General features: G+C 62.3%; 24 protein-coding genes. 19 read left to right on the forward strand and 5 right to left on the reverse strand.

Going from position 1 to position 23,215, the window contains the following annotated elements:
- Positions 1-11: 11 nt before the first annotated feature.
- Positions 12-995 carry an aldo/keto reductase gene (locus tag Pan216_RS09630; RefSeq protein WP_145257787.1) on the reverse strand — a complete coding sequence of 328 codons (984 nt, stop codon included), beginning with the start codon at positions 993-995 and terminating at the stop codon, positions 12-14.
- Between the two features lie 247 nt (positions 996-1,242).
- On the opposite strand from Pan216_RS09630, the gene Pan216_RS09635 reads away from it, so the two are divergent.
- The 3 genes from Pan216_RS09635 (at position 1,243) to Pan216_RS09645 (ending at position 4,381) form a co-directional block, all read left to right on the forward strand.
- The gene (locus Pan216_RS09635) at positions 1,243-2,532 is read left to right on the forward strand and encodes a bifunctional UDP-N-acetylglucosamine diphosphorylase/glucosamine-1-phosphate N-acetyltransferase GlmU (RefSeq protein ID WP_145257788.1); all 1,290 of its coding nucleotides are present in this window, start codon (positions 1,243-1,245) and stop codon (positions 2,530-2,532) included.
- Positions 2,533-2,722: 190 nt separating this feature from the next.
- A complete protein-coding gene (locus Pan216_RS09640) occupies positions 2,723-3,547 on the forward strand; it encodes a PIG-L deacetylase family protein (protein ID WP_145257789.1) in 825 nt (274 codons plus the stop codon).
- A gap of 111 nt (positions 3,548-3,658) precedes the next feature.
- Positions 3,659-4,381: a J domain-containing protein gene (locus Pan216_RS09645; protein ID WP_145257790.1), complete on the forward strand. Its 723-nt coding sequence runs from the start codon at positions 3,659-3,661 to the stop codon at positions 4,379-4,381.
- Positions 4,382-4,917: 536 nt separating this feature from the next.
- Here the strand turns inward: Pan216_RS09645 and Pan216_RS09650 are convergent.
- On the reverse strand, positions 4,918-5,403 hold the full coding sequence (locus Pan216_RS09650) for a hypothetical protein (RefSeq protein WP_145257791.1): 486 nt from the start codon (positions 5,401-5,403) through the stop codon (positions 4,918-4,920).
- A 543-nt stretch (positions 5,404-5,946) separates the two neighbouring features.
- Here Pan216_RS09650 and Pan216_RS09655 point away from each other — a divergent pair.
- Complete coding sequence (locus tag Pan216_RS09655; protein WP_145257792.1) at positions 5,947-7,263, forward strand: hypothetical protein; 1,317 nt, start codon at positions 5,947-5,949, stop codon at positions 7,261-7,263.
- 13 nt (positions 7,264-7,276) lie between these two features.
- The gene (locus tag Pan216_RS09660; protein WP_145257793.1) at positions 7,277-7,888 is read left to right on the forward strand and encodes a hypothetical protein; all 612 of its coding nucleotides are present in this window, start codon (positions 7,277-7,279) and stop codon (positions 7,886-7,888) included.
- A gap of 12 nt (positions 7,889-7,900) precedes the next feature.
- On the opposite strand, the gene Pan216_RS09665 is transcribed toward Pan216_RS09660, so the two are convergent.
- A complete protein-coding gene (locus Pan216_RS09665) occupies positions 7,901-8,248 on the reverse strand; it encodes a hypothetical protein (RefSeq protein ID WP_145257794.1) in 348 nt (115 codons plus the stop codon).
- Between the two features lie 379 nt (positions 8,249-8,627).
- Here Pan216_RS09665 and Pan216_RS09670 point away from each other — a divergent pair, with 379 nt between their 5' ends.
- From Pan216_RS09670 to rimI, 4 genes are all read left to right on the forward strand, one after another.
- Positions 8,628-9,044: a Minf_1886 family protein gene (locus Pan216_RS09670; RefSeq protein ID WP_145257795.1), complete on the forward strand. Its 417-nt coding sequence runs from the start codon at positions 8,628-8,630 to the stop codon at positions 9,042-9,044.
- Entirely contained in the window at positions 9,045-9,533 is a 489-nt protein-coding gene (locus Pan216_RS09675) for a hypothetical protein (protein ID WP_145257796.1), read from the forward strand. It begins immediately after the preceding gene.
- 7 nt (positions 9,534-9,540) lie between these two features.
- The gene (locus tag Pan216_RS09680; RefSeq protein ID WP_145257797.1) at positions 9,541-9,729 is read left to right on the forward strand and encodes a hypothetical protein; all 189 of its coding nucleotides are present in this window, start codon (positions 9,541-9,543) and stop codon (positions 9,727-9,729) included.
- A 737-nt stretch (positions 9,730-10,466) separates the two neighbouring features.
- Positions 10,467-10,988, forward strand: coding sequence for a ribosomal protein S18-alanine N-acetyltransferase (gene rimI / locus Pan216_RS09685; protein ID WP_145257798.1), 522 nt, complete (start codon positions 10,467-10,469; stop codon positions 10,986-10,988).
- A gap of 215 nt (positions 10,989-11,203) precedes the next feature.
- Here the strand turns inward: rimI and Pan216_RS09690 are convergent, their stop codons facing one another.
- A complete protein-coding gene (locus tag Pan216_RS09690; RefSeq protein WP_145257799.1) occupies positions 11,204-11,839 on the reverse strand; it encodes a hypothetical protein in 636 nt (211 codons plus the stop codon).
- Between the two features lie 409 nt (positions 11,840-12,248).
- On the opposite strand from Pan216_RS09690, the gene Pan216_RS09695 reads away from it, so the two are divergent.
- From Pan216_RS09695 to Pan216_RS09730, 8 genes are all read left to right on the forward strand, one after another.
- Positions 12,249-12,494, forward strand: a complete 246-nt coding sequence (locus Pan216_RS09695; RefSeq protein ID WP_145257800.1) for a hypothetical protein — start codon at positions 12,249-12,251, stop codon at positions 12,492-12,494.
- A 398-nt stretch (positions 12,495-12,892) separates the two neighbouring features.
- Positions 12,893-14,590, forward strand: coding sequence for a formylmethanofuran dehydrogenase subunit A (locus Pan216_RS09700; protein WP_145257801.1), 1,698 nt, complete (start codon positions 12,893-12,895; stop codon positions 14,588-14,590).
- 114 nt (positions 14,591-14,704) lie between these two features.
- The gene (locus Pan216_RS09705; protein WP_145257802.1) at positions 14,705-15,490 is read left to right on the forward strand and encodes a tyrosine-protein phosphatase; all 786 of its coding nucleotides are present in this window, start codon (positions 14,705-14,707) and stop codon (positions 15,488-15,490) included.
- A gap of 11 nt (positions 15,491-15,501) precedes the next feature.
- A complete protein-coding gene (locus Pan216_RS09710; protein ID WP_419193462.1) occupies positions 15,502-16,281 on the forward strand; it encodes an ion transporter in 780 nt (259 codons plus the stop codon).
- A gap of 122 nt (positions 16,282-16,403) precedes the next feature.
- Positions 16,404-16,949, forward strand: a complete 546-nt coding sequence (locus Pan216_RS09715; protein ID WP_419193463.1) for a GNAT family N-acetyltransferase — start codon at positions 16,404-16,406, stop codon at positions 16,947-16,949.
- Between the two features lie 89 nt (positions 16,950-17,038).
- Positions 17,039-17,752 (forward strand): methyltransferase domain-containing protein, encoded by a 714-nt coding sequence (locus Pan216_RS09720; protein ID WP_419193464.1) that lies wholly within the window; start codon positions 17,039-17,041, stop codon positions 17,750-17,752.
- Positions 17,737-18,912 carry an NAD(P)/FAD-dependent oxidoreductase gene (locus Pan216_RS09725; protein ID WP_145257805.1) on the forward strand — a complete coding sequence of 392 codons (1,176 nt, stop codon included), beginning with the start codon at positions 17,737-17,739 and terminating at the stop codon, positions 18,910-18,912. The genes Pan216_RS09720 and Pan216_RS09725 overlap by 16 nt, the downstream gene beginning before the upstream one ends.
- A gap of 2 nt (positions 18,913-18,914) precedes the next feature.
- Positions 18,915-20,000 carry a type III polyketide synthase gene (locus Pan216_RS09730; protein WP_145263826.1) on the forward strand — a complete coding sequence of 362 codons (1,086 nt, stop codon included), beginning with the start codon at positions 18,915-18,917 and terminating at the stop codon, positions 19,998-20,000.
- Positions 20,001-20,184: 184 nt separating this feature from the next.
- On the opposite strand, the gene Pan216_RS09735 is transcribed toward Pan216_RS09730, so the two are convergent.
- The gene (locus tag Pan216_RS09735; protein WP_145257806.1) at positions 20,185-20,778 is read right to left on the reverse strand and encodes a protoglobin family protein; all 594 of its coding nucleotides are present in this window, start codon (positions 20,776-20,778) and stop codon (positions 20,185-20,187) included.
- Positions 20,779-21,192: 414 nt separating this feature from the next.
- On the opposite strand from Pan216_RS09735, the gene Pan216_RS09740 reads away from it, so the two are divergent.
- Complete coding sequence (locus tag Pan216_RS09740; RefSeq protein WP_145257807.1) at positions 21,193-21,660, forward strand: RrF2 family transcriptional regulator; 468 nt, start codon at positions 21,193-21,195, stop codon at positions 21,658-21,660.
- Positions 21,661-22,417: 757 nt separating this feature from the next.
- Positions 22,418-23,089, forward strand: coding sequence for a macro domain-containing protein (locus Pan216_RS09745; protein WP_419193465.1), 672 nt, complete (start codon positions 22,418-22,420; stop codon positions 23,087-23,089).
- Positions 23,090-23,215: the final 126 nt, after the last annotated feature.

A 23,215-nucleotide genomic window follows, 5' to 3' on the forward strand; every position in this document is an offset into this window, starting at 1 on the left:
CCGCTCGCCGATCAATAGCCGCCGCGAATGTGCGGAGCGACTTGTTGAGTGTAGAAGGTGCTCAACCGCTGATGCAGCTCCGGGGAGAGCGGCGGGAGGTCGCTCGCGGCGGCGTTCCCCTCGGCCTGTTCCGGACGCGACGCACCCGGAATGACGGTCGTCACCGCGGGAAAGTCGAGGATCCACCGCAGGGCCATTTGGGACATCGTCATTCCGTCGGGCACCATCGACTTGAGTTCGTCGGCCAGTTCGACACCCTTCTCGAACGGAAGGCCCGCGAAGGTCTCGCCGACGTTGAACGACTGGCCGTCGCGATTGAAGTGGCGATGATCCGACTCGTCGAAGGTCGATTCCTTCGTGAACTTGCCCGCGAGCAGGCCGCTGGCGAGGGGAAGTCGGACGATGATCGCGACTCCCTTCTCTTGGGCCTCGTCGAAGAGTTCCGCGATCGCCTTCTGGCGAAAGATATTGAAGATGATCTGCAGCGACGCGATCCCCTCGTGCTCGAGGCAAAAGAGCGCTTGATCCATCGTCTCGACACTGGCGCCGTAGCGTTCGATCATCCCGTCCCGCTGCAGGCGGCGCAGCCAATCGAAGACGTCCGAACGCCGTAGCTCGTCTTCGGGAATGCAGTGCAGTTGCGTCAGGTTCAGAACGTCGACGCCCAGACGCTTGAGCGAGGCCTCGGTGTGTTGGCGGAAGACGTCGAGCGAATAGTTCGCGTGGCCGCCCGGTTCGGGGAAACGTCCCAGCTTGGTCGCGACGAAGACTTTCGCATCGGACTCCTTGAGGAACCGCCCGATCAATTCTTCGCTGCGGCCCTGTCCATAGATGTCGGCGGTATCGAAGAAGCGAATCCCTCGCTCGTGGGCGACCGAAAGGGTTCGCAGGGCCGACGCGTCGTCGATCGTTCCCCACTCGCCACCGAACTGCCACGTGCCCAATCCAACTTCCGTGACATCGACGTCGTCGTTGCCAAAGGGACGATTCTGCATCAGGAAAGTCTCCAAGAGTCCACCAACCCCTGTACAACGTAAGGATCGTGGCGGGAAGTCGCAATCGAGGAACCCGAATCCTTCACCGTCGACGGGGGCTCCAACGATTCGGCGCCGGTCCGGCGGCTTGCCGTGTTTGGCCCGTGTCCATTGATTGACACGGAACGGGATGGGATTTCTCTCGAGTCCGAGGGAGCATCGCCGACGTGGGCGAGATCCCAGCAGAAGCGCAAATGGAGGGGGACTCATGGACGAGCACGCGACGAGCGAACCGGCGGCGATTGTCTTGGCCGCGGGCAAGAGCACCCGCATGAAGTCCGACCTGCCGAAGGTCCTTCACGAGCTTTGCGGCCAACCTCTCTTGGCGTACGTCCTCGCGGCGTTGGAAGGCGCTGGCATTCGCCGCAAGGTCCTAGTCGTCGGCTATCGTGGCGACTTGGTGCGGGAGCGGTTCGCGAATACCCCCGGCGTCGAGTTCGTCGAGCAGACCGAACAGAAGGGGACCGGGCATGCCGTCGACTGCTGCCGCGACGCGTTCGTCGATCACGCCGGCCCAGTCGTCGTCCTCGCCGGCGACGGCCCCCTGATCAGGGCGGAGATGATCGAGCAGATGCTCCAGCGTTCGCGCGAAGGAGGAATGAAAGCCTTTCTCGCGACCGCGACAATGAGCAATCCCTTCGGCATGGGGCGCATTGTTCGCAACGCGGAGGGACGATTTGACCGCATTGTCGAACAGAAAGACTGCACGCCCGAGGAGGCGGCGATCCAAGAGGTCAACGGCAGCTTCTACGTCTTCGATTCTCGTTCGTTGTTCGAAGCCCTCGCCGAGGTCAAACCGGCCAACGCCCAAGGAGAGTACTACCTAACCGATGTTCCTGGTATCCTCCGGAAGCGAGGCGACGCGGTTGATGCGGAGATCCTCGCCGACGAGATCGATGTTCACGGCGTCAACCATCGGCGTCACTTGGCCGACGCCCATGTCCTGATGCAACAGCGAATCCAGTCGCGGCATCTCGACGCGGGGGTCACCATCGTCGATCCGGGCAATACCTACATCGACGCCCGGGCCGAGATCGGCCGCGATACGGTGATCCAGCCTTTTACCGTCATCGGGGGCCCCGCCACGATTGGCGAGCGATGCCACCTCGGCCCCTTCGCCCACGTGCGCGCGGGGACCGTGTTGGAGGAGGGGGCTCAAGTGGGAGCCTTCGTCGAAATCGTTCGCAGCACGATGGGCAAGGGAGCGACCGCGAAACATTTGGCCTACCTCGGCGACGCGACCCTCGGAGAAGGAGTCAATGTCGGGGCGGGACTCGTCACCGCGAACTACGATCAAGGGGTGAAGAGCCAAACGACGGTCGGTGACGGAGCCTTCCTCGGGAGTGGTGCCGTCTTGGTGGCTCCCGTCGCGGTTGGCGCGAAGTCGGTCGTCGGCGCCGGGGCGGTCGTGACCAAGAACCAGACCATCGCCGAGGGAGAAGTCGTCGCCGGCGTCCCCGCGCGACCGCTCGAGCCCAAGGGCGAGTCGTCGTCCTAGCAGTCCGTTGATTTGAGCGGGCCAATTGGCAGCGAATAGATCACCGGACTGCTAGGAATCGTTTACGTCCAAATGTCACGCGGGTGCCACAAGCCACCCTATGGCTCGACACTAGGTGGGCCGCACCACCGAGGGGTCGGGAACTGTTCGCAGGGAAACTCACCCATTGCAGCTAGGAGAGGCATCGTTCATGAGTGAACCACGCGTATTGGTGGTTGGGGCGCATCCCGACGATTGCGACATCAAGGCAGGAGGCACCGCGGCGCTGTGGAAACGCCACGGCATCGCCGTCACCTTCGTCAGCATGACCGATGGCTCCGCGGGGCACCATGAGATGAGCGGCCCCGAGTTGGCCGAACGTCGCCGCAAGGAAGCCACGGCGGCGGGGCTGGTTGCCGGCGTCGAGTATCGCGTCCTCGACAACCCTGACGGCGGACTATTGCCGACGCTCGAACGACGCCTCGAGGTGGTGCGGCTGATTCGCGAGACCGAGCCCGACTTGGTGCTGACGCATCGTCCGAACGACTATCACCCCGACCATCGCTACACGTCCCAACTGATCCAAGACGCGGCGTACATGGTGACCGTCCCGCCGGTCGCTCCCGACGTTCCTTTTCTTCGGAAGAACCCCGTCTTCGGTTACTTGAGCGATCAGTTCTCCAAGCCGTGTCCCTTCACCCCGGAGGTCATCGTTCCGATCGACGACGTTTTCGAGATCGTGGTCGACATGCTCAACTGTCACGTCTCGCAGGTCCACGAGTGGCTGCCGTTCAATCAGGGCATCCTCGATCAGGTGCCGAGTGACCTGAGTGAGCGGCGAGCGTTCGTCCGCAAGTGGTTCTCCGACATCTTCGCGCTTCCGGCCAAACGCTACGCAAAGGAACTCAAGCAGATCTACGGCGGCAAGAAGGCTAAATCGATTCAGTGGATCGAGGCCTTCGAAATCTCCGAGTATGGCTCGCCGATGACCGAGGAACTCCTGCAGCGGCTCTTTCCCTTCATCGACGAAGATTGACAACGGCGCGATCGCGTCACAGAGTGAAAGGAAGGGGAGTCTCGACCGGCGCGACGGGAGGGACGCCCCCTTTGCCAATCTCGAACCGGTGATGCAGTGGGAGCAGGCTTGATGCAGCCGCATCTCATCCTCGGCGTTCCGGCCGACGCCGATCTCGAGACGATCAAGCGAGCCTACCGCGAACTCGTGCGCAAGCATCATCCCGACGTCGGCGGCACCCAAGAGGACTTCGTGCGGATCCAGCAGGCCTATGAGGATCTGCTCGCGCGAGACAGCCAGTCCGACGCCGAAGCCGAGGCGTCCACCCGCGGCGACCATCGCAAGACCTATTCCTACCGGCAACGGCCCCGACGACGCCCTCGCCACGAAGGCCTTTCGGAAGCCCAGGTTCAGGACATTCTCAATCGACTCGAACGGGAAGTCGGCGGCATCCTGCTCGATCGTCGCGATGAACGGGAGCTCGATCTACTCGGAAGCTGGGGAGTGATCGCCTTGGGGTTGGCGGTGATCGCCGGATTGATGAACTACGCGGGCATCGTCGAGGACGTTGGCTATCGTGGGCTGAGCTTCTGCCTGGCGTTGGCGTTTGGGATCAGCGTCCTGGGCGCGATGGCGTTTGGTGGCGGTTTGCGAACGATCCGTTCGACGATCTGGGCGGTGGTCTTGGTGGTCTTCGCGGCGACCGCGTTGGGATCGGTTTTTCGCGATTCCGAGAAGGCCGACCAACGAGTCCCGCGCCAAGCTCCTCCCCGAGTGAGATGGAGCACGGGCGACTCGGCGACATCTCATCCTTTCCGAAAGCCCGACGTCGAGAGCCGACGGCTCGCGTCTTAGCGGTTGATCAAGAAATGATGTTCGGGTGCCACTGGCTGCTTGTCGTCCAGGGAGAACGAGTTGCGTCACCGACAACCCAAGGTTGGAAATTCGACCGTCCACGAGTCGGTGCATCGGGGAAGAGTCCCCTCATTCAAAAATCCCCTCACCCCTAACCCCTCTCCCACAGGGAGAGGGGAATAAGAGGCTGTCTCTCCCACAGGGAGAGGGGAACAAGAGGCTGTCTCTCCCACAGGGAGAGGGGGACAAGAGGCTGTCTCTCCCACAGGGAGAGGGGAACAAGAGGCTGAAGTTGGCAGCCAGTTGATCTTTTCGATGCCGACTACAAACGGCCCTTTTCACCAACCTCGGTATCCAAAAACTGGACGAATCGACAGATTCGCCTCCGTTTCTTCTCCATGATCTTGGCCACCATGGCTCGTTCTCGCCGTGGGCATGCGGAAAACGCCTATGATTGGGCAATCTTCCGCACGATCCGAGGGCTGAGATTCAAGGTAGCGAACTTGCCTATCAGGACACGAGGCCAAGACACGCCACTACGCCGGTTTGGCGAAGAGGACTAACCCCGCTCCGATCGCCGCAAGCACGATCCCCGCGTAGAAGATGGGACTTGGAGCGTTGTGGGGCGGATGAAGGATCATGCCGACGACCACGCCGACGATGGGAGCACCGGAGAAGACGAGCGGAACAATGTAGACCGGATGGCCGCCCGCGCGAATCGCGAGGATGATGCCCAGGGCCCCGATCGCGCCGAAGATCCCCGCGAGGGTGGAGATCGTCGTTCCCTTCATCGTGAAGGATTGTTCCGCGGGGGTCACGCCGATGATGATGCCGGGGATGATGACCGCCGTCAGGAAGTAGGCGAGCCCGACACACAGGAAGGCGCGAAGCCCACCCGCCTTGAAGTTCGGCTTGCCCGACTCGGTCAACCCTCCGAGAGCGCCTTGGCCCATGTGGATGGTGGGGACGTAGCAGCCCCAGGCCAGGATGGTACAGATGACGAAAATCAGCCACCACTTCATTTGAGACGACTCCCTGGGTGAAGATTCAACAGGCGGTGCGGCGACGGACCGAACTCCATGCGTGGATCCATGCCGGCTCAGGGAACAGACTCCTCCACGATGCGATCCCAGAGATTGCGAAACTCTCGATGACGAAGGAGCGTCGTTCGGGCCGCTAGGTGGGTGGGAACCGACCGGTTTGCTCGCCGGCCGACGCCGATGGGGCATGTCCCTGTTGCTTGCGACACCTCGTGTCGCAACCCTCACAAATCTAGGGAGGGCCCACCACATTTCAACAAGCTGGTGGACGCGGGCCTCTCCACGGGAAGCTCCAAAGGCACACGACGAGGCAAGCTCGCAAAGGGTGGCTCGATGCGGCGAATGGGGCGGGATACGGGGAGCTGGCTGGCTTCGCTATCGTGCTGGTGGGTTTCGACGCGTCGAAACCGACGTGGTTCGGTCGACGAACGGGCTTGCATGAAATCGGCTTGGTCACTCTAAGGAGGGCTTGGACGATCGTTGAGGGAACGATCGAATAGTCCGGGGTGCTCGTCGGAGCGAGGCATGAGGCATCGCTTTCGGAACGTTGGCTCTTGGTTGCTGACCTGGTTGGTCGCTAGTGGCCCCAGTTCGGTCGCGAGCGCCCAACCTCCGTCCGCTTATGAAGCGAAGGTCGCCAACGAGCAAGCCTACGCCCTGAGTGGGCCGGGCATCGGTTTCTACCCGACCCAGGCACTCAGCGTGGGTGAAGCGGTGACGGCCTACGGCGACTCGACCAAACGTTGGGTCGCGATCAAACCCCCGGGCGGGAGCTTCAGTTGGATCCTCGCGCGCACCGTCGAGGAACAGGAAGACGGCTCCGGCAAAGTCATTGTTCCCAGTTCAAAAGTGCGTATCGGTAGCGAATTGACCGATGCGCGGCACGTCTTTCAAGTAACGCTCAAACAAGGCGATCACGTCGCCATCCTCGACAAGGCCTACGGCAAAGAGGACGGCAAGATCGTCGCCTGGTACAAGATTCTCCCTCCCGACGAGGAAGTTCGCTACGTGGCTCGGACCGATCTCGACCTGCCCAGCAACGGGACGGAGATGCCCGTCGTCGCGGCGGCGGCCGAGGAGAAGGTCGGCCTGGTCGACGACGACACCGACTTCGACAGCGCGCCGCAAGCGCCGCTGGTCAATGCCGTCGGCAGTCGCGTCATTCCGCCCGCGATCCATGAGGGAGATCCCAAGGCCGACGAGGAGGAGCTCACGTTCGCCAAGTCGGAGAAGACGGTTCCGAAGGAGGAGTCCGACGCCGATCAACCTCCCGTGAAGTTCGCCGACGATCCGAAGGCTCCTCTCGAGAAGCGGATCGCGTCGCTGAAGAACCAGCTTGAGGCGATGCGGGCCCGCCCACCGGAAAAGTGGAGCCTCGACGAGGCCCAGGAGTCGTTCGAGAAGCTGCTCGACGCCAACCCCACGGCGGAGCAGCGCCGCGAGATCGAAGCGTCGCTCGGTCGGGTTCAGTGGTGGTCCGGGTTGAAGCGGACACTCCTCGACGCTCGGCGTCAGACCGAAGCGGCGATGCAGCGCGACAGCGAATTGGCCCAGTTGCAGCAGCGTCACGAGCAGATCGCCCACGACGTCGGTCCGCGGTTCACGGCCCAAGGGGTGCTGCGACCGGCGGCGATCCGCGTCGATGGCAAGACGACCTACACGCTCCGCAACAACGCTGGGCTCAACACGCACTACATCGTCCCGGTCCCAGGACTCAGCATGGACTCCTACGTCGGTCGGCGCATCGGCGTGATCGGCACCACGACCAACAAGACCGACTTGCCGGTACCGATCGTGACGACCGAGCAGTTGGTTCCGCTCGATGCTTCCACCGGCGGTTAGAGGAGACGTCGTCTTGAGAACCCTCGCTCCCACGATGCTGCTGTTCGCGCTGTGCGGCTGTACCCACAGTCCCTACATGGCCCGTTATGACTCGATGGAACTTGGGTTGGACGACGAGGAAACGGTCGTCGCGGAGAAGCCGGAGGAGGAAGAGGAGCTCGTCGTCGAGCACAACGGATGGGTCGAGGTGGCGGTGACGCGGATCGATTGCGGGGACAAGGAGCAGCGTAGTCGAACGATGCTCGTCTCGCTGGTGGTGACGAACTTGGCCGAGGAGACGTTGACGCACTATTGGCCGGGGAAGGTGGCGATTCGGCGGGAGGGGGCTCCAGTGGTGACCGCGAGTCCCGACAAGGATGCCCTTGAACCGATGAGCGTGTTGACGGGGCATTCGACGGAATTGGAGATCATCTGTCTGGTCGACAAGACCGACGAGACGGTGGTGCTCGACTTCCAGAACTCGCTTGGGTGGCAGCCGAAGGGAACGACGTTGGTCGCGCTGAATCCGCCGTTGAAAGTGGAAGTGCCGCTGCCGAGGGAAGAGATGACCTTCGTGCAGAAAGCGGCGACGGTTGCTCGAGAACTTCCGATTTCGGCGTCAATCTCGATCAACGATATCAGATAGTAGACCAAATGGCTACCGATGGTCGCCGGTGGTCCAGGAGATCAGGTTGAGATCTTCCGATTCCTGTCGGGCGGTCGCGGGAAAGATTGGTTTGCCGAGGTTCACGGCCGAACGGCTTGGCGGTGGCAAGCGACGATCGGCGGACCCCGGAGGAGGGAGCAACCCTCCGTCGGGAGCGGACGGAACCAGCGGCCCGGCCGCGACCCCTTCCTTTTTCTTCCACGGCCAGTTGAACTCCTTCCCGGATCCGGTGGTCGCGCAACCACTGCTCATCACGAACGAGAGCGAAAGTCCAGCCAACGCGATCCAGCGGGCTGGACGGGTGCTGCGCAGTGGATGGAGATGTTGGAGTTGTGCCATGGGTCTAGTCCTTCCATCCGCCTAGGGAAATTGGCATTCGGGCGGATCTGCTGAAACATATCACTCGCGGAAGGGCGAACTGGTGCGAAACGGGGGCGAACGGGGGCAAATCGGCGCGATTTCGATCCGATTGTGTCGAATTTGACCCTCGAAGCGCGTCGAACGGTCTTGCCGTCGGTGAATGGGGTTTGAGAAGGGGATTCCGCGCAACTCGAAAGGATATTTTAGGTTAGCGTTCCTGAGGGTGCGTCTTGCATCGTCGTCGCGACCGATTAGAATGAAGCGTAGAGATGGGGGAGTGACTGTTGACAGGCCAGGAACGCTCCGGAGAAGGAGCGTTCTTCTCCGCGCGACACTAGTTTCGGCGAGGATCCCAACGATGAGCGGGCGTCGGTCCGAATTGGTGGATATCGCGCAGCAAGACGATCGCTACGCCGTCGAGGCGTACGAGTTCCTCTGTCATGCTCTCGCGTATACCCAACGGATGCTGGGTAAGGTCTCCCGTCCGGCTGGAGAAGCGGCGGAGCCCGAAACCCAAAGCAATCACGTCTCCGGGCAGCAGCTCCTCGAAGGAGTTCGCCACTACGCCCTCGAGCAGTTCGGCATGATGGCTCCCGTCGTTTTTCGACTCTGGGGCATCCAAAACACCCGCGACTTCGGCGCCATGGTCTACACCTTGATCGAGGCCGGTCACTGGCACAAATCGGACGACGATCGTCTTGAGGATTTCGACGATCTCTACGATTTCGACGAGGTCTTCGTCCGCGAATACAAGATCGAGTGGGACGAACTCTAAGTGACGGACGAGACGTCAACCAAGGACGCCGCCACGCCGACCGCCCCTCCGGCGGAATCGTCGACGTCAGGAGCCAAGCTTCGGTTGATCCTCGCGACGATACCTCTCGGGCTCTGGTTCTGTTTTCTCTTGGTGCAGGTTCTCACGGTCTCGAACCCGGTCATCCTCTCGCGTCCCCAAATTCTCACGGCATCCGCGGTCGTGACCGGCAAATTCGTGGGCGAGCCACCTCAATTCGTCATTGAGAACGTGTGGCGCGGCGACCAGGCTCTTCAGGGAACGACAATCGCCCTCTCGGGAGTCGACACTCCCGAAGCACCGGCGGGACAAACCTTTCTTGTTCCGATGGAGAAGGTCGACGACGCGAGCTTTCGAGTGGTCGCGGTTCCCGTCTTTTTCGGCGGGATGTTCGAGGGCGATCGCCGCCGAGTCTATCGGTGGACGCCTGCGGTCGCGAAGCAGTTGCAGGGGATCCTTACGGAATCTTGAGGTGACGATGGCGAGTCGAACGAAGACGACCGAAACAGACGTCATCACCTCGTCGGTCGCGGTTCGCGGACGAAGTGGTCGCTACTGGTACGCGGTACTCAATCTCTTCCCCTTCATCTTTTGGCCGACGCTCGCGGTTGGCGGCATCGTCTGTTCGCTCATCATGCCCTGGTTGACCGGCGTCACGTCGCGCTGAAGCGGTCGTTCCTCTCCCATTCGCTCTTCGACTTCAATCGTGCGGAATTCTCCGCGAACCTTCCTGGCAATACTAGGCTTCGTCTCAAGAGTTGATCGTCGGCGCGAGGCACAGCGAGTTGGTGGGGGACGAGGAGGTCGCCGCGCCGGTGAGAAGCCCTCCCGTGAATTCGACAAGAATTGGTCGTGTTCTCCATCTTCCGGTAGCGGAGAGAACGGTCTTGGCGAGGGCGCGAGACTGCGGGGTTTTCTTGGTCTTTGTCACGCTTCCAGTTTGAGAAAAGCTCGATTTCGCTGATGTTGACTGATCAAGGGGGGGAGGGGTGCCGATCCGAGAAGTAGCCCTCGTGCCCGATCTTGACGGCAATCGCTCCTTGCGATCTGCTAGCGATCGGCGGGCGATGGTTTTTTCGCGACGACCACTCCTCGGCGGGTAGTGCTCTTGTTCTGATTTGGGCGGACTGCTATCAGCCCAAAACGCTGAGCGACGATGTCGACCGATCCTGTCGTTTTGGACTCGATTGGACGCATCAGGTCGGGCGCGAGAACGGCACCAGCGGACGTCGCTACATGATTCGACGCGAGACATTCCAGCCGACCGGAGGAGCCGGTCACCGCGCTGGGAAGTCACCTTGGGTGCGGGGACGATCGCGCGAGCGAGTCGCCCCGCAACTTGACGTCAGGATGACGTACGGGACCAGCCATCGAGGCCCGTGCTGTCCAGGGAAGGGAATGTGAATGAGTGCCGGCTACACCCAGAAGCGTGATCTTCGCGTCCATATTCGTTGGATGATCCGAAGAGACATGCCGGAGGTCCTCAACATCGAGCAGGGCCTCTACGACTATCCCTGGTCCGAAGAGGACTTTCTGCGATGCTTGCGTCAGCGCAACTGCATCGGGATGGTCGCCGAGCTCGGCGAAAAGGTTGTCGGCTTCATGATCTACGAGCTACACAAGACGAAGCTGCACATCCTCAACTTTGCCGTCCACCCCGAGCACGCTCGCCAGGGGATCGGTTCGCAGATGATCAATAAGCTGATCAGCAAGCTTTCGAGTCATCGCCGAACCCGCATCACGCTCGAGGTTCGAGAAACAAACTTGGATGCCCAGCTCTTCTTCCGTCACGAAGGGTTCCGGGCGGTTCAGATCTTGCGGCACTACTACCCCGATACGGACGAGGATGCCTACCTCATGCAGTATCGCTACGTGCCCAGCCCGGAAGAAATCGCTTCGGCCGTCGACAGCGTCGCGCGCCTGTAGCCGATTGCCCCGACGGGCAACGTAAACATCCAGCGGGAGGAGATCGCGCCTCCCGCTCCAGGAAGGGGCGACAGCCTCGCGCCGGGTCACCCTCCCGCCACCTCCAACCGATTCACGCTCGAATCCCCCAATCGTGGACTGGACGGTCATACGGCCGACGTCCTTGGCTTGCCCGTGCGCGATCAGGGGAACGCCGACCGCCGATCGTAGTCCGCTCAAACGACCTGAAAGCCGCCGAACGCGAACGGAATGGCATGATGGTGGGTGATGCGAAAGGTCCCCTCGTCGAGCCAGTCGACGCGTCCCTCGCCACGCACTTGAATGCCGACCTCCGTGGCCGACGTGGGAGGGCGATTTCCCGTCGACGTCCGAATGCGGAAGGTCGCGTCGACCACGTAGTAGACTTCGGTCACCACCCAGCAGTCCTTCAAGTACCGCGAACGATCCGCATCGTCGCGCAGGTCGCCCAAGAGCGTGACCAGCGCGAAACGATTGGCTCGTTGGGAGCGTGCCGCGAAGGTGCGGCCTTCGACCCCGGTCACGGAGACGGAGATCGGCGTTGCGGGCGGTAGGGCCCCGGCGTCGATGCGGATGCCGAGTTCGCGAAACCCGCCGTCGTCATCGGCGCGAAAGGTGGCCGGAATCGGCTCGGGGACGAGGTTGCTCGCCGACCGTTCGGTTTCCCAGAACTCCGGTGGTTGGCTTGGGAGGAAGCGGCGCACATGTTCCTGAACTCTCACGTCCCGGCTGAGCAGGGGATTGATCAGGAGCGAGCCCGGCTCGACGGGCGTTTCCAACGTCGGCAACGGGTGTAGTTGCAATCGGTGGATGTAGGCGTGCAGATCGATCACGGGAGCGATACTCGTTTGTCCGGTCCATCGGACGTTGGGCCACGACCTTGTTGTCGCGAGGCGCATGGTCATCATCGTCCGATTCGGGCTTGGCGATCGATGGTCGATCCGTCCGTCGACGACGTTTGCACCAGTCGCCTGCGGGCAAATCGGGGAATGCCGATTCTTTCGCGGTAGCCTCCAGAACTCTTCGATTCCCCAGGCGAAAGACTGGAGGGGCGTTGTTGCCCACTGACTCGAGAACTCTCGTCGATCTTCTTGGGTGCTTTGGGTGCCAAAAGGGACAACGCACTGCGCGGGCATGCGGCGAAGGTTTCTCGTTCGGGAACGGCGAACCCCGCCTCGCAAGAAGCTCCTCAACCAAGGCACCGGTGGTCGATCAGCACAATCAGCCTAGAATGGAAGTGCTATGCTCGAAATCGCACTCGCCATCTGTGTCTTCGGTCTCTTCGCCCTCCTGATGGGGATCGGCTTTCTGTGGAAAGGCCGCTGCCTGAAGGGAAGTTGTGGTGGCGAACCGGTACGGATCGCCAACATGACGCTCTCATGCGGCGCCTGTCCCAAGCGAAAGGAGACGGGCGGGTCCGACGCCGATTCCTCGCCCATCGTTTCCCAGATCGAATCTGAATCGGACACGCCGAGTTCCTCGGCATAGGCGCTCCCGCGCCTCACCGGGATGGAATTCCTCCCACACCCTCGTAGAAGAAGCTAGTGCACTGGACCATCCAATTTTTGGGGTGCCACTGGCTGCTTGTCAGCCAGTGCTAAACGGTCAAGGCAACCCCAAACACCAGCTCTAAATTGAACTGGTGTCCTGATAGGCAAGTTCGCTACATTGAGTCTCGGCCCTCAGATCGTGCGAAAGATTGCCCAATCATAGGCGTGTTCCGCCTGCCCACGGCAAGCGTGGGCAGGCACCCAAGAGTCTTTTCGTCAATGAATTAACCAATCAGGACACTAGAGCACTAGTGACACGCGATCCTCTCGTCGGCCGAGGGGGAGGACCGTCCACGCACGCTTCCGCCGGCCGCTTGCTTCCGACGAAGGAAACACATGACGCTACTGAAGTTGCGAGGTGGGACCGTCGTCGATCCGGCCAATGGCATCGCCGGCGAGGAAAAGGATCTCTGGATCGAGGACGCGAGGATCGTCGCGGCCCCCTCCGATCCGGACGTCTTGCCTACCCGCACGATTGACCTACGTGGCTATGTCGTGATGCCCGGCGGCGTCGACATGCACAGTCATATCGCGGGCCCCAAACTCAACGCGGGCCGTCGCATGTGTCCGGAGATCGTACGTGAAGGCGATCCCGTCGCCCGCGTCGAGGAACGCCGATCGGGCCTCGGCGGCACGGTGCCGACTTCCTACGCGACAGGCTACCTCTACGCCGGACTGGGATACACGTCCGCCGTCGACGCCGCGGTTCCCCCGCTCTACGCTCGTGAGGTTCACGAGGAATTCGACGATACGCCCGTCGTCGACAAAGCCTTCCTCGCGCTGTGCGGCAACAATCACTACTTGATGGAGCGCATCAAGGAAGAAGACCAGGAGCGGACCGTCGGCTACCTCGCTTGGCTGCTGACCGCGATCAAGGGATACGGTCTCAAGATCGTCAATCCCGGCGGCGTCGAGCAGTGGAAGCGGCCCGGTCGCAAGACGGTCACCGACTTGGACAGCCTCGTCGCCGGTTTCGGAGTGACGCCGCGCGCGATCTTGCGCGAGCTCGCGCGAGCGGCCGACACGCTGACGTTGCCTCATTCCGTTCACGTCCACACCTGCAACCTCGGCATTCCCGGCAATTGGGAGACGACCCGTGAGACGATGCGGGCCTTCGAAGGTCATCGCGCCCACTTGGCTCACGTTCAGTTTCACGGCTACGGCGGAGGCGCCGACGACGAGTTCAGCTTCACTTCCGCGGTTCCCAAACTCGTCGATGAGCTGATGAAGCATCCGAACCTCTCGATCGATGTCGGCAACATCCATTTTGGCCGGACGATGGCGATGACGGGCGATGGCCCCGTCGGCCATTACTTGCATCGCGTCACCGGCGGACGTTGGTATTCCTCCGACAGCGAGTGCGAGACCGGATGCGGTGTCTTGCCGATCGAATACCGCGACAAGAATCTCGTGCACGCGATCCAGTGGGCGGCGGGGCTCGAGTGGTACTTGTTGGTCTCCGATCCTTGGCGACTGGCGCTCAGCACCGACCATCCCAACGGGGCCGCCTTCACGACCTATCCTCACACGATCGAACTGTTGATGAGTCGCGATCGACGCCGGGAGGTCTTCAAGACGCTTCCCAAGGGGATCGCGCGTCGGTGTCTGCTCGCCGACCTCGACCGGGAGTACACGCTGGAAGAAATCGCGATCATCACCAGGGCGAGCCCGGCGAAGCTGCTCGGACTGACGCGGAAGGGACACTTGGGGCCGGGGGCGGACGCGGACGTGACGGTCTACCTGCCGCAAGAGGACAAACGAGCGATGTTCGAGTCGCCTCGCTACGTTTTTAAGAGCGGCTGCTTGGTGGTCGAGGACGGCGAGGTTCGCGCCGATCACCACAGCGCGACCTTTCACGTCAATCTCCCCGAGGCGCCGGACGTCACCGACGACATCCGCTCGTGGTTTTCCTCGGCGTACACGATCCAGTTCGACAACTACGCGGTGGCCGACGCCGACGTCCCGGGCGCGGTGCCCGTCGCGGCGGGGAAGGGCGATGCCGCTCCGTCGTCGTCGACGTCTCCGTCTGAGTAAATGGTCAAGAATCGAACCGCGCCGCGGACGGTGAGCTTCCTTAGAATCGCCTTCGGCAAATGGCTCATGGCGCCTTGGGACGCCCGACTCGTTGCCTGGTGGGAGGGCGAGGACATGGACACGCTGGTCGACATGCACTGTCATCTCTACGCGGGTCTCGATGACGGACCGGCCAACGACGAGGAAGCGCTCGCGATGTGTCGCATCGCCTGGGAGGAAGGGACGCGACATGTCGCCGCCGTCGCTCACCAGAACGAGCAATGGGAAGACGTGACCCCCGAGCGAATCCGCGAAGCGGCCGGCAGGCTCACGAAGCAACTTGCCGACGAGGGCATCGATCTGGAGATCTTTCCCTCGGCGGAGGTGATGCTTTGCCCCGACCTCGATGATCTCTTCGACAAGGGGCAACTCCTGACGATCGCGGACGCCGGCAAGTACTTGTTGATCGAGATGCCACACAACCTCTTCATCGATCCGCGACCAGTCGGCCGGGTCCTCATCCCGTCGGGCGTGTCGATGATCTTGGCTCACGCGGAGCGCTATCCCGAACTCCTGAGGGAGCGGGGGTTGATTGAATCGCTGGTCGAGGACGGTTTCCTGATCCAGGTGAACGCCGGCAGCATCACCCGGCCGTCGAGTCCCGATGTCGAACGTGGCGTGAAGAGCTGGCTGAAACGCGGAATCGTCCACTTCCTCGGGAGTGATGGTCATTCGCCTCGCCAACGGGCCCCCCGGATGGCGGAGGCCCACCAGCGCATCGTCCGGCTCGTGGGCCATCGCATGGCCGAGCGGATTTGCCGCGAGAACGGTCTGGCGGTGCTGCACGGGCGGATGCTCAACGTCCCTCCGCCGGAACCGGCGCCCACGGGCTGGTTGCGCCGCCTCTTTTCGAGTTCATGACGGAGGCGACCTTGAGCATCGCCGAGCTGCTGGACGAAAGCAAACGATCAGGCCGCATCTTCAACTTCTGCGCGATGGGGCTGATCGTCTTCGGGATGCTCCTCTACTGTGTCGAGTCGTACGGCCCAAGCTTGTCGCCTCGCGTCGAACGCACCGTCGATACGTTGACCTACGTCGTCATCGTCCTCTTCACCGTGGAGTATGTCTTGCGGCTCATCGCCGCGCGCGACAAGCGCGAGTACATCTTCAGCTACTCGGGCATGGTTGATCTGGCGTCCATTCTGCCCTTCTATCTCTCGGCGGGCGCGATCGACTCGGCGCCGGCGCGGGCACTGCGGCTCTTGTTGATCTTTCGTCTCTTCCGGCTGATGCGATTTAACCTCGCGATCAAGGACTTCGCGCGCGCCTTCGAGTCGATTCGCGAGGAACTCGTCCTCCTGCTCCTCGTCGTCGCGATCATGATCTTCCTGTCGGCCGTCGGGATTCACTACTTCGAGAGCGAGGCCCAGCCCGACAAGTTTCAATCGATCTTTCATTGCATGTGGTGGTCGGTGGCGACCTTGACCACCGTCGGCTACGGTGACATGTATCCGGTGACGGTGGGCGGGAAGATCTTCACCGCTTTTGTTACCATCGCCGGGGTGGGAACCATCGCGGTCCCCTCCGGTCTGATCGCCTCGGCGCTGATGCGTCTTCCGTCCCAGCGGCGGACGTTGTCGCGGCGACCGTCGCGTGCCCACGGACACCGCCGACGCCGATGGTCGCCTCGTGGACGCACGCGCCCGAATTGACGCGAGTTCCACTGGCGGGACTCGACGAAGTTCGGCGGGCCGAAACGCGCGTATTGTCGTATCTCTAGGGGCGGACTTACAATGGGATAGCCGCGAAGCGGCTCGAGGAGAATGCCCTTTCGGTGGCGAACAACATGGTCGTAACCTACGTCAAACGCTACCGGATGGAGATCGATCTCTCCGAACTCCCCCCCTTGATCGACTTGCCCGAAGGCTACTACTGGGTCGCGTGGCATCGGGCCATGCTGGACCATCATGCCCGCGTCAAGTTTCGCTGCTTCCACGACGAATTGGACGCCCGCATCTTTCCCTGCTTGGGCCAAGAGGATGGTTGTCAGCGGTTGATGCGCGAGATCTCCTCGCGCAAGGGCTTCATTCCCCAAGCGACTTGGCTTCTCGGCGATTCCGTCGGCTATGTTGGGACCGTGCAGGGGGTCGCCGACCGAACCGGCACCGGAATGATTCAGAACCTTGGCGTCGTGCCCGAGGCTCGTGGACGAGGTCTCGGCGCGGCGCTTCTCCTGAAGTCCTTGCACGGGTTTCGCAGTGTCAACTTGCGGATGGGAAGCCTCGAGGTGACCGCCGAGAATCGCGGCGCCTTGAGTCTCTACCGAAAGATCGGCTTTCGGCGATCGCGGACGCTCTACAAGGCCATTCAAGAGGGATGATCCCCGCCGGTCGTTGTGTCTCGACCTCTCACCAGTCTCACCAGTCTCACAAGCTCAATGTCTCAACTCATGCCATTGGGAGCCGACGGTTGCTTTTCCCCGATCTGAGCGCGCGTCATCTCGAACCGGAGATCATGGATCAAGCCGAGCTCGATCGCGGCGCCCATCGCCAAGCGCTCAAGGGACTGGCGCGACTCAACGCGGTCACCTCCAGCGCCCGGATTCTGTGGGGTCCGCTGCGGCGCTTCTGCGAGTCGCGACGCGGTTCGACCACGCGGGTGCTCGACATCGCGTGCGGCGGGGCGGACGTCACCGTTCGGCTCGCGACCTGGGCCCGTCGCCGGGGGTTCACGCTCGAGGTCGCCGGATGCGATCGCAGCCCGGTCGCCCTTGAGGAGGCGCGTGCGAACGCCGCTCGAGCCGACGTCGCGATGGAGCTCTTCCCGTTCGACTTGGACCACGATCCCATCCCATCGGGCTACGACGTCCTCACGGCCTCGCTCTTTCTCCACCATCTCGACGAAGAACGCTCGATCGCCCTGTTGCGAAACCTCGCTGGCGCCGCGGGTCATCTCGTGCTCGTGCACGACCTCGTCCGTGGTCCGCTCGGCTACGCGTTGGCCTATACCGGGTGCCATTTCCTGACCAGCAGCTACGTCGTCCGGACCGATGGCCCCCTTTCCGTGCGGGCCGCTTATACAGTGAAAGAGGTCGAGCGATTGGCTCAGGCCGCTGGGATGGATGGTTGCCACGTTCACCGGCGTTGGTTGCAGCGACTCTTGCTGACATGGATGCGTCCTTGAAGAAGCCGCGAACGATTGCTCGACGCGATGCCGACCGTGCTTGGGACGTTGTCGTCATCGGCGCGGGGCCGGCGGGAGCCGTCGCCGCCCACGAGGCCGCACGCCGGGGAGCGGAGGTACTTCTCGTCGACCGAAAGAGCTTTCCCAGACGGAAGGTCTGCGGCGGTTGTCTCAACGATGCCGCCGTCACCGCATTGAGTGACATCGGGTTGTCGTCTTGGCTCGACACGCTCGGCGCACCGCGAACGCAGCGATTGGAGCTCGCGACGCGCGGGCGGCGCTTGGCGCTCGACTTGCCGGGAATGGGGATCGCCGTCTCGCGCGAGCGACTCGACGAGATGCTTGTCGCGGCGGCGGCGGAGCAGGGGGCGTCCTTCCTTCCCGAGACACGCGCGTTGGTGGAAGGTATCGAGAAGGGCTATCGACGGGTCCGCCTCGAACAGGGTCACGAGGTGGTCGAGGTCGCGGCCCGAGTCGTGATCCTGGCAACGGGGTTGGGAAGCCGTCTCGCTGCCGGCGAGGAGACTCTCGACACGACCGTCGAGAGAAGGTCGCGTATCGGCCTCGGGGCCGCGATCGAGAGCTCCGAAGGCGACTACCCACCGGGCGCGATCTTCATGAATGTCGCCCACACCGGCTACGTCGGCGTGACACGACTGGAGGACGGGCGGATCAACGTCGCCGCCGCCCTCGATGTGGAGCGGACGCGCCGCGAAGGAGCCGACGGCGCCATCGGTCGGATCCTGGACGAGGCCGGAGCGGCGCCGATCCGCGACTTGTCGTCTGCCGACTGGCAGGGGACGCCCTTGCTGACGCGACGAACGCGGCAATTGGCCGCCGAACGCCTCTTCGTGATCGGCGATGCCGCGGGGTACGTGGAGCCCTTCACCGGCGAGGGGATGGAGTGGGCGATTCGATCGGGCTTGGCGGTCGCGGAACCGGCGATCGAGACCGTGGGTGGTTGGCGACCGGAGCTAGAGCGTCGCTGGTCGCGGATCCACGCGCACGTCGTTACCGGACGACAATGGAAATGTCGGGTGCTGGCGACACTGCTGCGCCATCCCCGGATGATTGATGTTTCTCTTCGGATCCTTTCGGCGAGTCCAAGGATATCGAACGGCCTGGTGAACTGGATGGTGCCGAGGAGGGTGCGACCGTGACGATGGGAGTTTCGCTCGAAGGGCTGGCGACATCGTTGCCGCGACACGGGATCGAGCAATCCGACGCCGTGGAATTCGCCAACGCGCTATGTTGCGAGAACGAGGAGCAAACTCGGCTGCTCGCCGCGCTCTATCGGCGAAGCGGGGTCGGGCATCGACACAGTGTCTTGCTCGAAGCGTCCGAAGGGGAACGCCGGCAGCAGTTCTTCGAACCGGCTCAGTCCCCGGGCGACCGTGGCCCCTCGACCGCCGAACGGATGGCTCGCTACGAGGAGGAGGCTCCTCGGCTCGCCCTCGACGCCGCTCGGAAGACGCTCGCCGAGTCGGGGACGTTGCCCGAGGAAATCACTCACCTGGTGACGGTTTCCTGTAGCGGGTTCTCCGCGCCGGGAGTCGACATTCAGTTGATCAAGGAACTCGAACTACGACGCGATGTCGGCAGGGTCCACGTCGGGTTCATGGGGTGCCATGGCGTCATCAATGGATTGCGCGTCGCGGAATCACTCGTGCGGGGTGGCGGGGCCCGGGTGCTCGGCTGCGCGGTCGAGCTGTGCAGTTTGCATTTTCGCTATGGATGGGAGCCCGACATGGCGGTCGCGAACGCGCTGTTCGCCGATGGTGCGGGAACCTTCCTCGCGCGGCCGCGGCCCCAGCGGCGAGAGCGAGGCTTCATGATTCGCGGCACGGGGTCCTGCTTGATCCCCGGGTCCGAGGACTGCATGAGCTGGCGGATCGGCGACCACGGGTTCGAAATGACCCTTTCGGCGCGCGTCCCGGAGTTGATCGAGACCCATCTGGAGCCATGGCTCACGACATGGCTCGAGGGCTATGGAATGGGACTTGACGACATTCGGGCGTGGGCGGTCCATCCGGGGGGCCCGCGCGTTCTTCGTTCGGTGACGCGAGCGTTGCGGCTCGAGGACCAGGCTCTCGAGGCCTCACGTGGCGTGCTCGCCGAACTCGGGAACATGTCGTCGCCGACAATCCTCTTTATTCTCGACCGGCTTCGTCAAACCGAAGTCCCGAGACCGTGCATCGCGATGGCCTTTGGGCCGGGACTGGTCGTCGAAACGGCCCTGCTCGTCTGATAGGATCGTTGGCGACCGGCCGACGTCGCGAAACGTCCGCTTGGACCAACACGCTCCAGGGGCGATGCCCACGAGAGCGTGGGCATGCGTGTGATGCCTGTCGTTCGGTGGCCAAGCTTGGTCTCCGCAATGCCGTCGTCGCGAATGTACCCATTGGGGTAGAAACCACGGCGCTACTTCGTCCTCAAACGGCGACCGGCGCCTCTTGCTCGGCGTAGTGACGATTGATCAAATCGTTCTGGAGCCACAAGAGCTTGGAGACCGCACGCACCATCCGTTGCTTTCTCTCGATGTCGAGATCGAGTCCAAAGAGCGTCGCGATGAGCGCATCGGAGACAAAGCCGAGCAGGGCGTTCATCTGCACGAGGGGGACTTGCAAACTGGCGCGGCCGCCCTTGATGGTGTGCATCCTGCCCACGTTGTCGAGGTAGGTGACCATCTTGGAGTCATAGGGCCGGGTGACCAGGGCGGCGAGGTAGGTGCCGAGGTGCTGCTTGCGAAACGAAATGACGTCGTCGTCGAGCGACAGCGAGGCGACACCCTCGGGCAACGGGCCGTCGTAGCCGTGCTGGGCCACGGCGAAGTGGCGCTTGGTCGCATCGTACTCGAACAGCTTGTCGTAGACGGCGTCAACGAGAGCGGGAACGGCTGGGGCGAGGTATTGGGCGAGCTCATGAAGGCAATCGACGTCGTCTTCGGAGAAGCCCATGAATTCGGAGAGGTAGTCGTAGCGGTACTCGAGGTCGGTGTTGAGCCGTTGTTCGTCAATGTGTCGCACGGGGAAGCGCCTCCTTGGCGAAAGAGGAAGAAGACTCCTAGCAACCCGTTGATCTATTCGCTGCCGGCTCCGGACGGCCCTTTTGACCAAAGTCCGCGTCGAGGAAACGCGACGAATCGACGGACTCGTCTGCGTTTCTTCTCCTTGATCTTGGCCAACATGGCTCGTTCTCGTCTTGGCCCGCTTAAATCAACGGACTGCTATCGCAGCTTGACAGCCCCACGGCTGTCGCGGAAATTGGATGTACGCATCCAATTACAAGAGCTTACCGCAATTGAATAGGATGTCAATGTCCACTTGGACGATCGGTCGCGGAAGGGATCTCGAGGCGAGGTTGTCGAGAACTCCCATGGGGTGAAGGCCGAGGCGATGACGCCGGTCACGTGGCAAGGACGAGACAAGAGGTTTCCCTGAATGTTCTCTCAAACCGTTGAGTACGCGCTGCGGGTTGTCGTCCACCTGGCGGGACACGCCCCCGAAGCGCAGACCACCGATCAGATCGCCAAGACGACGCGCGTTCCCCGCGCCTATCTCTCCAAGGTCGTCCAGTCGCTCAGGCGCGGCGGGGTCGTGCGCTCGCAGCGAGGCAGCGGTGGTGGGGTCACGCTCATCAAGTCTCCCGAGGAGTTGACCATCCTCGATGTCGTCAACGCCGTTGAGCCGATCCAACGGATCAACGAGTGTCCGCTCGGACTCGCTTCCCACGGCGTCCACCTCTGTCCTCTGCATGCGCGCTTGGACAAGGCGCTCGAGCATGTCGAGCAGGCGTTCGCGAAAACGACGCTCGCGGAAGTCTTGTCCGAGCCGACGACGAGTATTCCCCTTTGCGACACGCCTGGGACCGACGTCATCTCCACGATCGTGGAGCGGAAGGAGGAGTGAGTCGAACGAACGGCTTGTCGATCCATTCGCCGTCGGCCACGACCGATCCTCTCGATCCGATGACGTCAACGGCCTGCCAACGACAAACGGCCCTGGCTCCGGTTGCTCGGCACGGCGCCTCGCGCTTGATGATGGGCGTTCGCGCGACAGGGTCTTACACGTGGAGAAGACAGTACCAACGCGTTTCTTAGCGCGAAAGAATCATCGCGGAAGTGCATGATCTTAATCGTGCAGGTGGTGGTCGTGGCGTGTTAGCTCTGTTTTCGGCGGGAAAGCATCGTGATGGGCAAGGAGTTCCCTTGTGGTGTTCGTCCCGAGGCATTACAGTGATAGTTGCCGCCTCGAAGGGTAAGAAATCTCTTAGAGAGGATTGCCAAGCCCGCCTGATTCGTACGCGTTTCGCATGAAATTCGGCCTGCTGCCCTCGGAAGGTCGATCGTCTTCTCGGTGCGATGGTCGCCAAGCGTTCGAGATTTCCCTTGCCATGCCGCCATAAGAGGTCTCCGCGGCGGGCACGTTTTCTTACTTCGTTGCGTCTCGCGAAAGTCGCTTCAAGCCGTCGCGATGCCAAGTGTTCTTTCCCGAGAAGGATGGAAAGTAAGCGCGGACGAGATTCCGGCGAGTGAATCGCAGATCACTACGAGTGATGGCTCGCTGTCACGTCGAGCCTACCGGCCGCATCTTCAAACGAATGCGTCGGTAGGGTTCTGCCATTCATCGAGAGATGGGTAGGCGAAGCGTCCGTGGGACCATCATCTTGAGCGACTTACATTTCACCACCGACCGACTCGTGATCCAGGATGTCGATGCGATCGTTCATCCTTGGTCGCGAAATCTGCTTCCCTCCTGGCTGACCTTTCGAAAGGGGATCGCGAAAGAGATCGCTTCATGCGGCGGGGATCAGCCGTTTCGCGAACTTGCTTGCGCCGGGAGCCTTGAGGAGGGAGAGGCCTTCGTCACCTCCGCGGGGCGCCTGCCAATGCGCGGAATCGTTCATGTCGCGGTGCTCGGGATCTTTGGGAGCCTGCTCGAGGATGCCATCGGCGAGGCGACCCAGAACGCCATCAAGGCGGCGGAGGAACATGGGTTCATGTCGCTGGCGTTCCCTTGTTTCGGAGAAGCCGGCGGCGAGGCGGCCAAGAAGCGTTCGGTCGAGGTGATGTTGACCGCGATCAAGGAGCTTCAGCCGATCATCGCGATCACGATCGTCGGCTACGAGTTGAAGAGGAGTTCGGGCGAGTCCGCCAAGCCGAAGAACTCGAAGCGAACGTCGGCCATCTCCGAGGAGATTCGCCGAGCCTCTTCCGGCGAACGGCGACCCACCTCCTCGGAACGTCGCCGTCCCAAGAGGACCGACCAGTCCCCTTCGTCGGACGAGTTCCCGATCGACGAGTACGTTCCGCGCAAGAAGGGACGCTACGAGCCCTGACTCCAACGGGATCTTGTTCACCCGTCTCGCTTCGCTCGTCGACCTCTCCGAGGCCAAGCCTGCCAGGGTCGCTTGGCGCTCCCTGACTTGGAGAGGTGAGGAATTCTTGACACATGGAGCTTGTTG

This window comes from Kolteria novifilia (assembly GCA_007748055.1).
Taxonomy (GTDB): Bacteria; Planctomycetota; Planctomycetia; order Kolteriales; family Kolteriaceae; genus Kolteria; species Kolteria novifilia.

Excerpts from the sequence above, each read along its gene's own strand:
- Pan216_RS09630 (WP_145257787.1), bottom strand. The coding sequence starts at position 995 with ATGCAGAATCGTCCCTTTGGCAACGACGACGTCGATGTCACGGAAGTT.
- Pan216_RS09635 (WP_145257788.1), top strand. The coding sequence starts at position 1,243 with ATGGACGAGCACGCGACGAGCGAACCGGCGGCGATTGTCTTGGCCGCG.
- Pan216_RS09640 (WP_145257789.1), top strand. The coding sequence starts at position 2,723 with ATGAGTGAACCACGCGTATTGGTGGTTGGGGCGCATCCCGACGATTGC.
- Pan216_RS09645 (WP_145257790.1), top strand. The coding sequence starts at position 3,659 with ATGCAGCCGCATCTCATCCTCGGCGTTCCGGCCGACGCCGATCTCGAG.
- Pan216_RS09650 (WP_145257791.1), bottom strand. The coding sequence starts at position 5,403 with ATGAAGTGGTGGCTGATTTTCGTCATCTGTACCATCCTGGCCTGGGGC.
- Pan216_RS09655 (WP_145257792.1), top strand. The coding sequence starts at position 5,947 with ATGAGGCATCGCTTTCGGAACGTTGGCTCTTGGTTGCTGACCTGGTTG.
- Pan216_RS09665 (WP_145257794.1), bottom strand. The coding sequence starts at position 8,248 with ATGGCACAACTCCAACATCTCCATCCACTGCGCAGCACCCGTCCAGCC.
- Pan216_RS09670 (WP_145257795.1), top strand. The coding sequence starts at position 8,628 with ATGAGCGGGCGTCGGTCCGAATTGGTGGATATCGCGCAGCAAGACGAT.
- Pan216_RS09680 (WP_145257797.1), top strand. The coding sequence starts at position 9,541 with ATGGCGAGTCGAACGAAGACGACCGAAACAGACGTCATCACCTCGTCG.
- rimI (WP_145257798.1), top strand. The coding sequence starts at position 10,467 with ATGAGTGCCGGCTACACCCAGAAGCGTGATCTTCGCGTCCATATTCGT.
- Pan216_RS09695 (WP_145257800.1), top strand. The coding sequence starts at position 12,249 with ATGCTCGAAATCGCACTCGCCATCTGTGTCTTCGGTCTCTTCGCCCTC.
- Pan216_RS09700 (WP_145257801.1), top strand. The coding sequence starts at position 12,893 with ATGACGCTACTGAAGTTGCGAGGTGGGACCGTCGTCGATCCGGCCAAT.
- Pan216_RS09705 (WP_145257802.1), top strand. The coding sequence starts at position 14,705 with ATGGACACGCTGGTCGACATGCACTGTCATCTCTACGCGGGTCTCGAT.
- Pan216_RS09725 (WP_145257805.1), top strand. The coding sequence starts at position 17,737 with ATGGATGCGTCCTTGAAGAAGCCGCGAACGATTGCTCGACGCGATGCC.
- Pan216_RS09730 (WP_145263826.1), top strand. The coding sequence starts at position 18,915 with ATGGGAGTTTCGCTCGAAGGGCTGGCGACATCGTTGCCGCGACACGGG.
- Pan216_RS09740 (WP_145257807.1), top strand. The coding sequence starts at position 21,193 with ATGTTCTCTCAAACCGTTGAGTACGCGCTGCGGGTTGTCGTCCACCTG.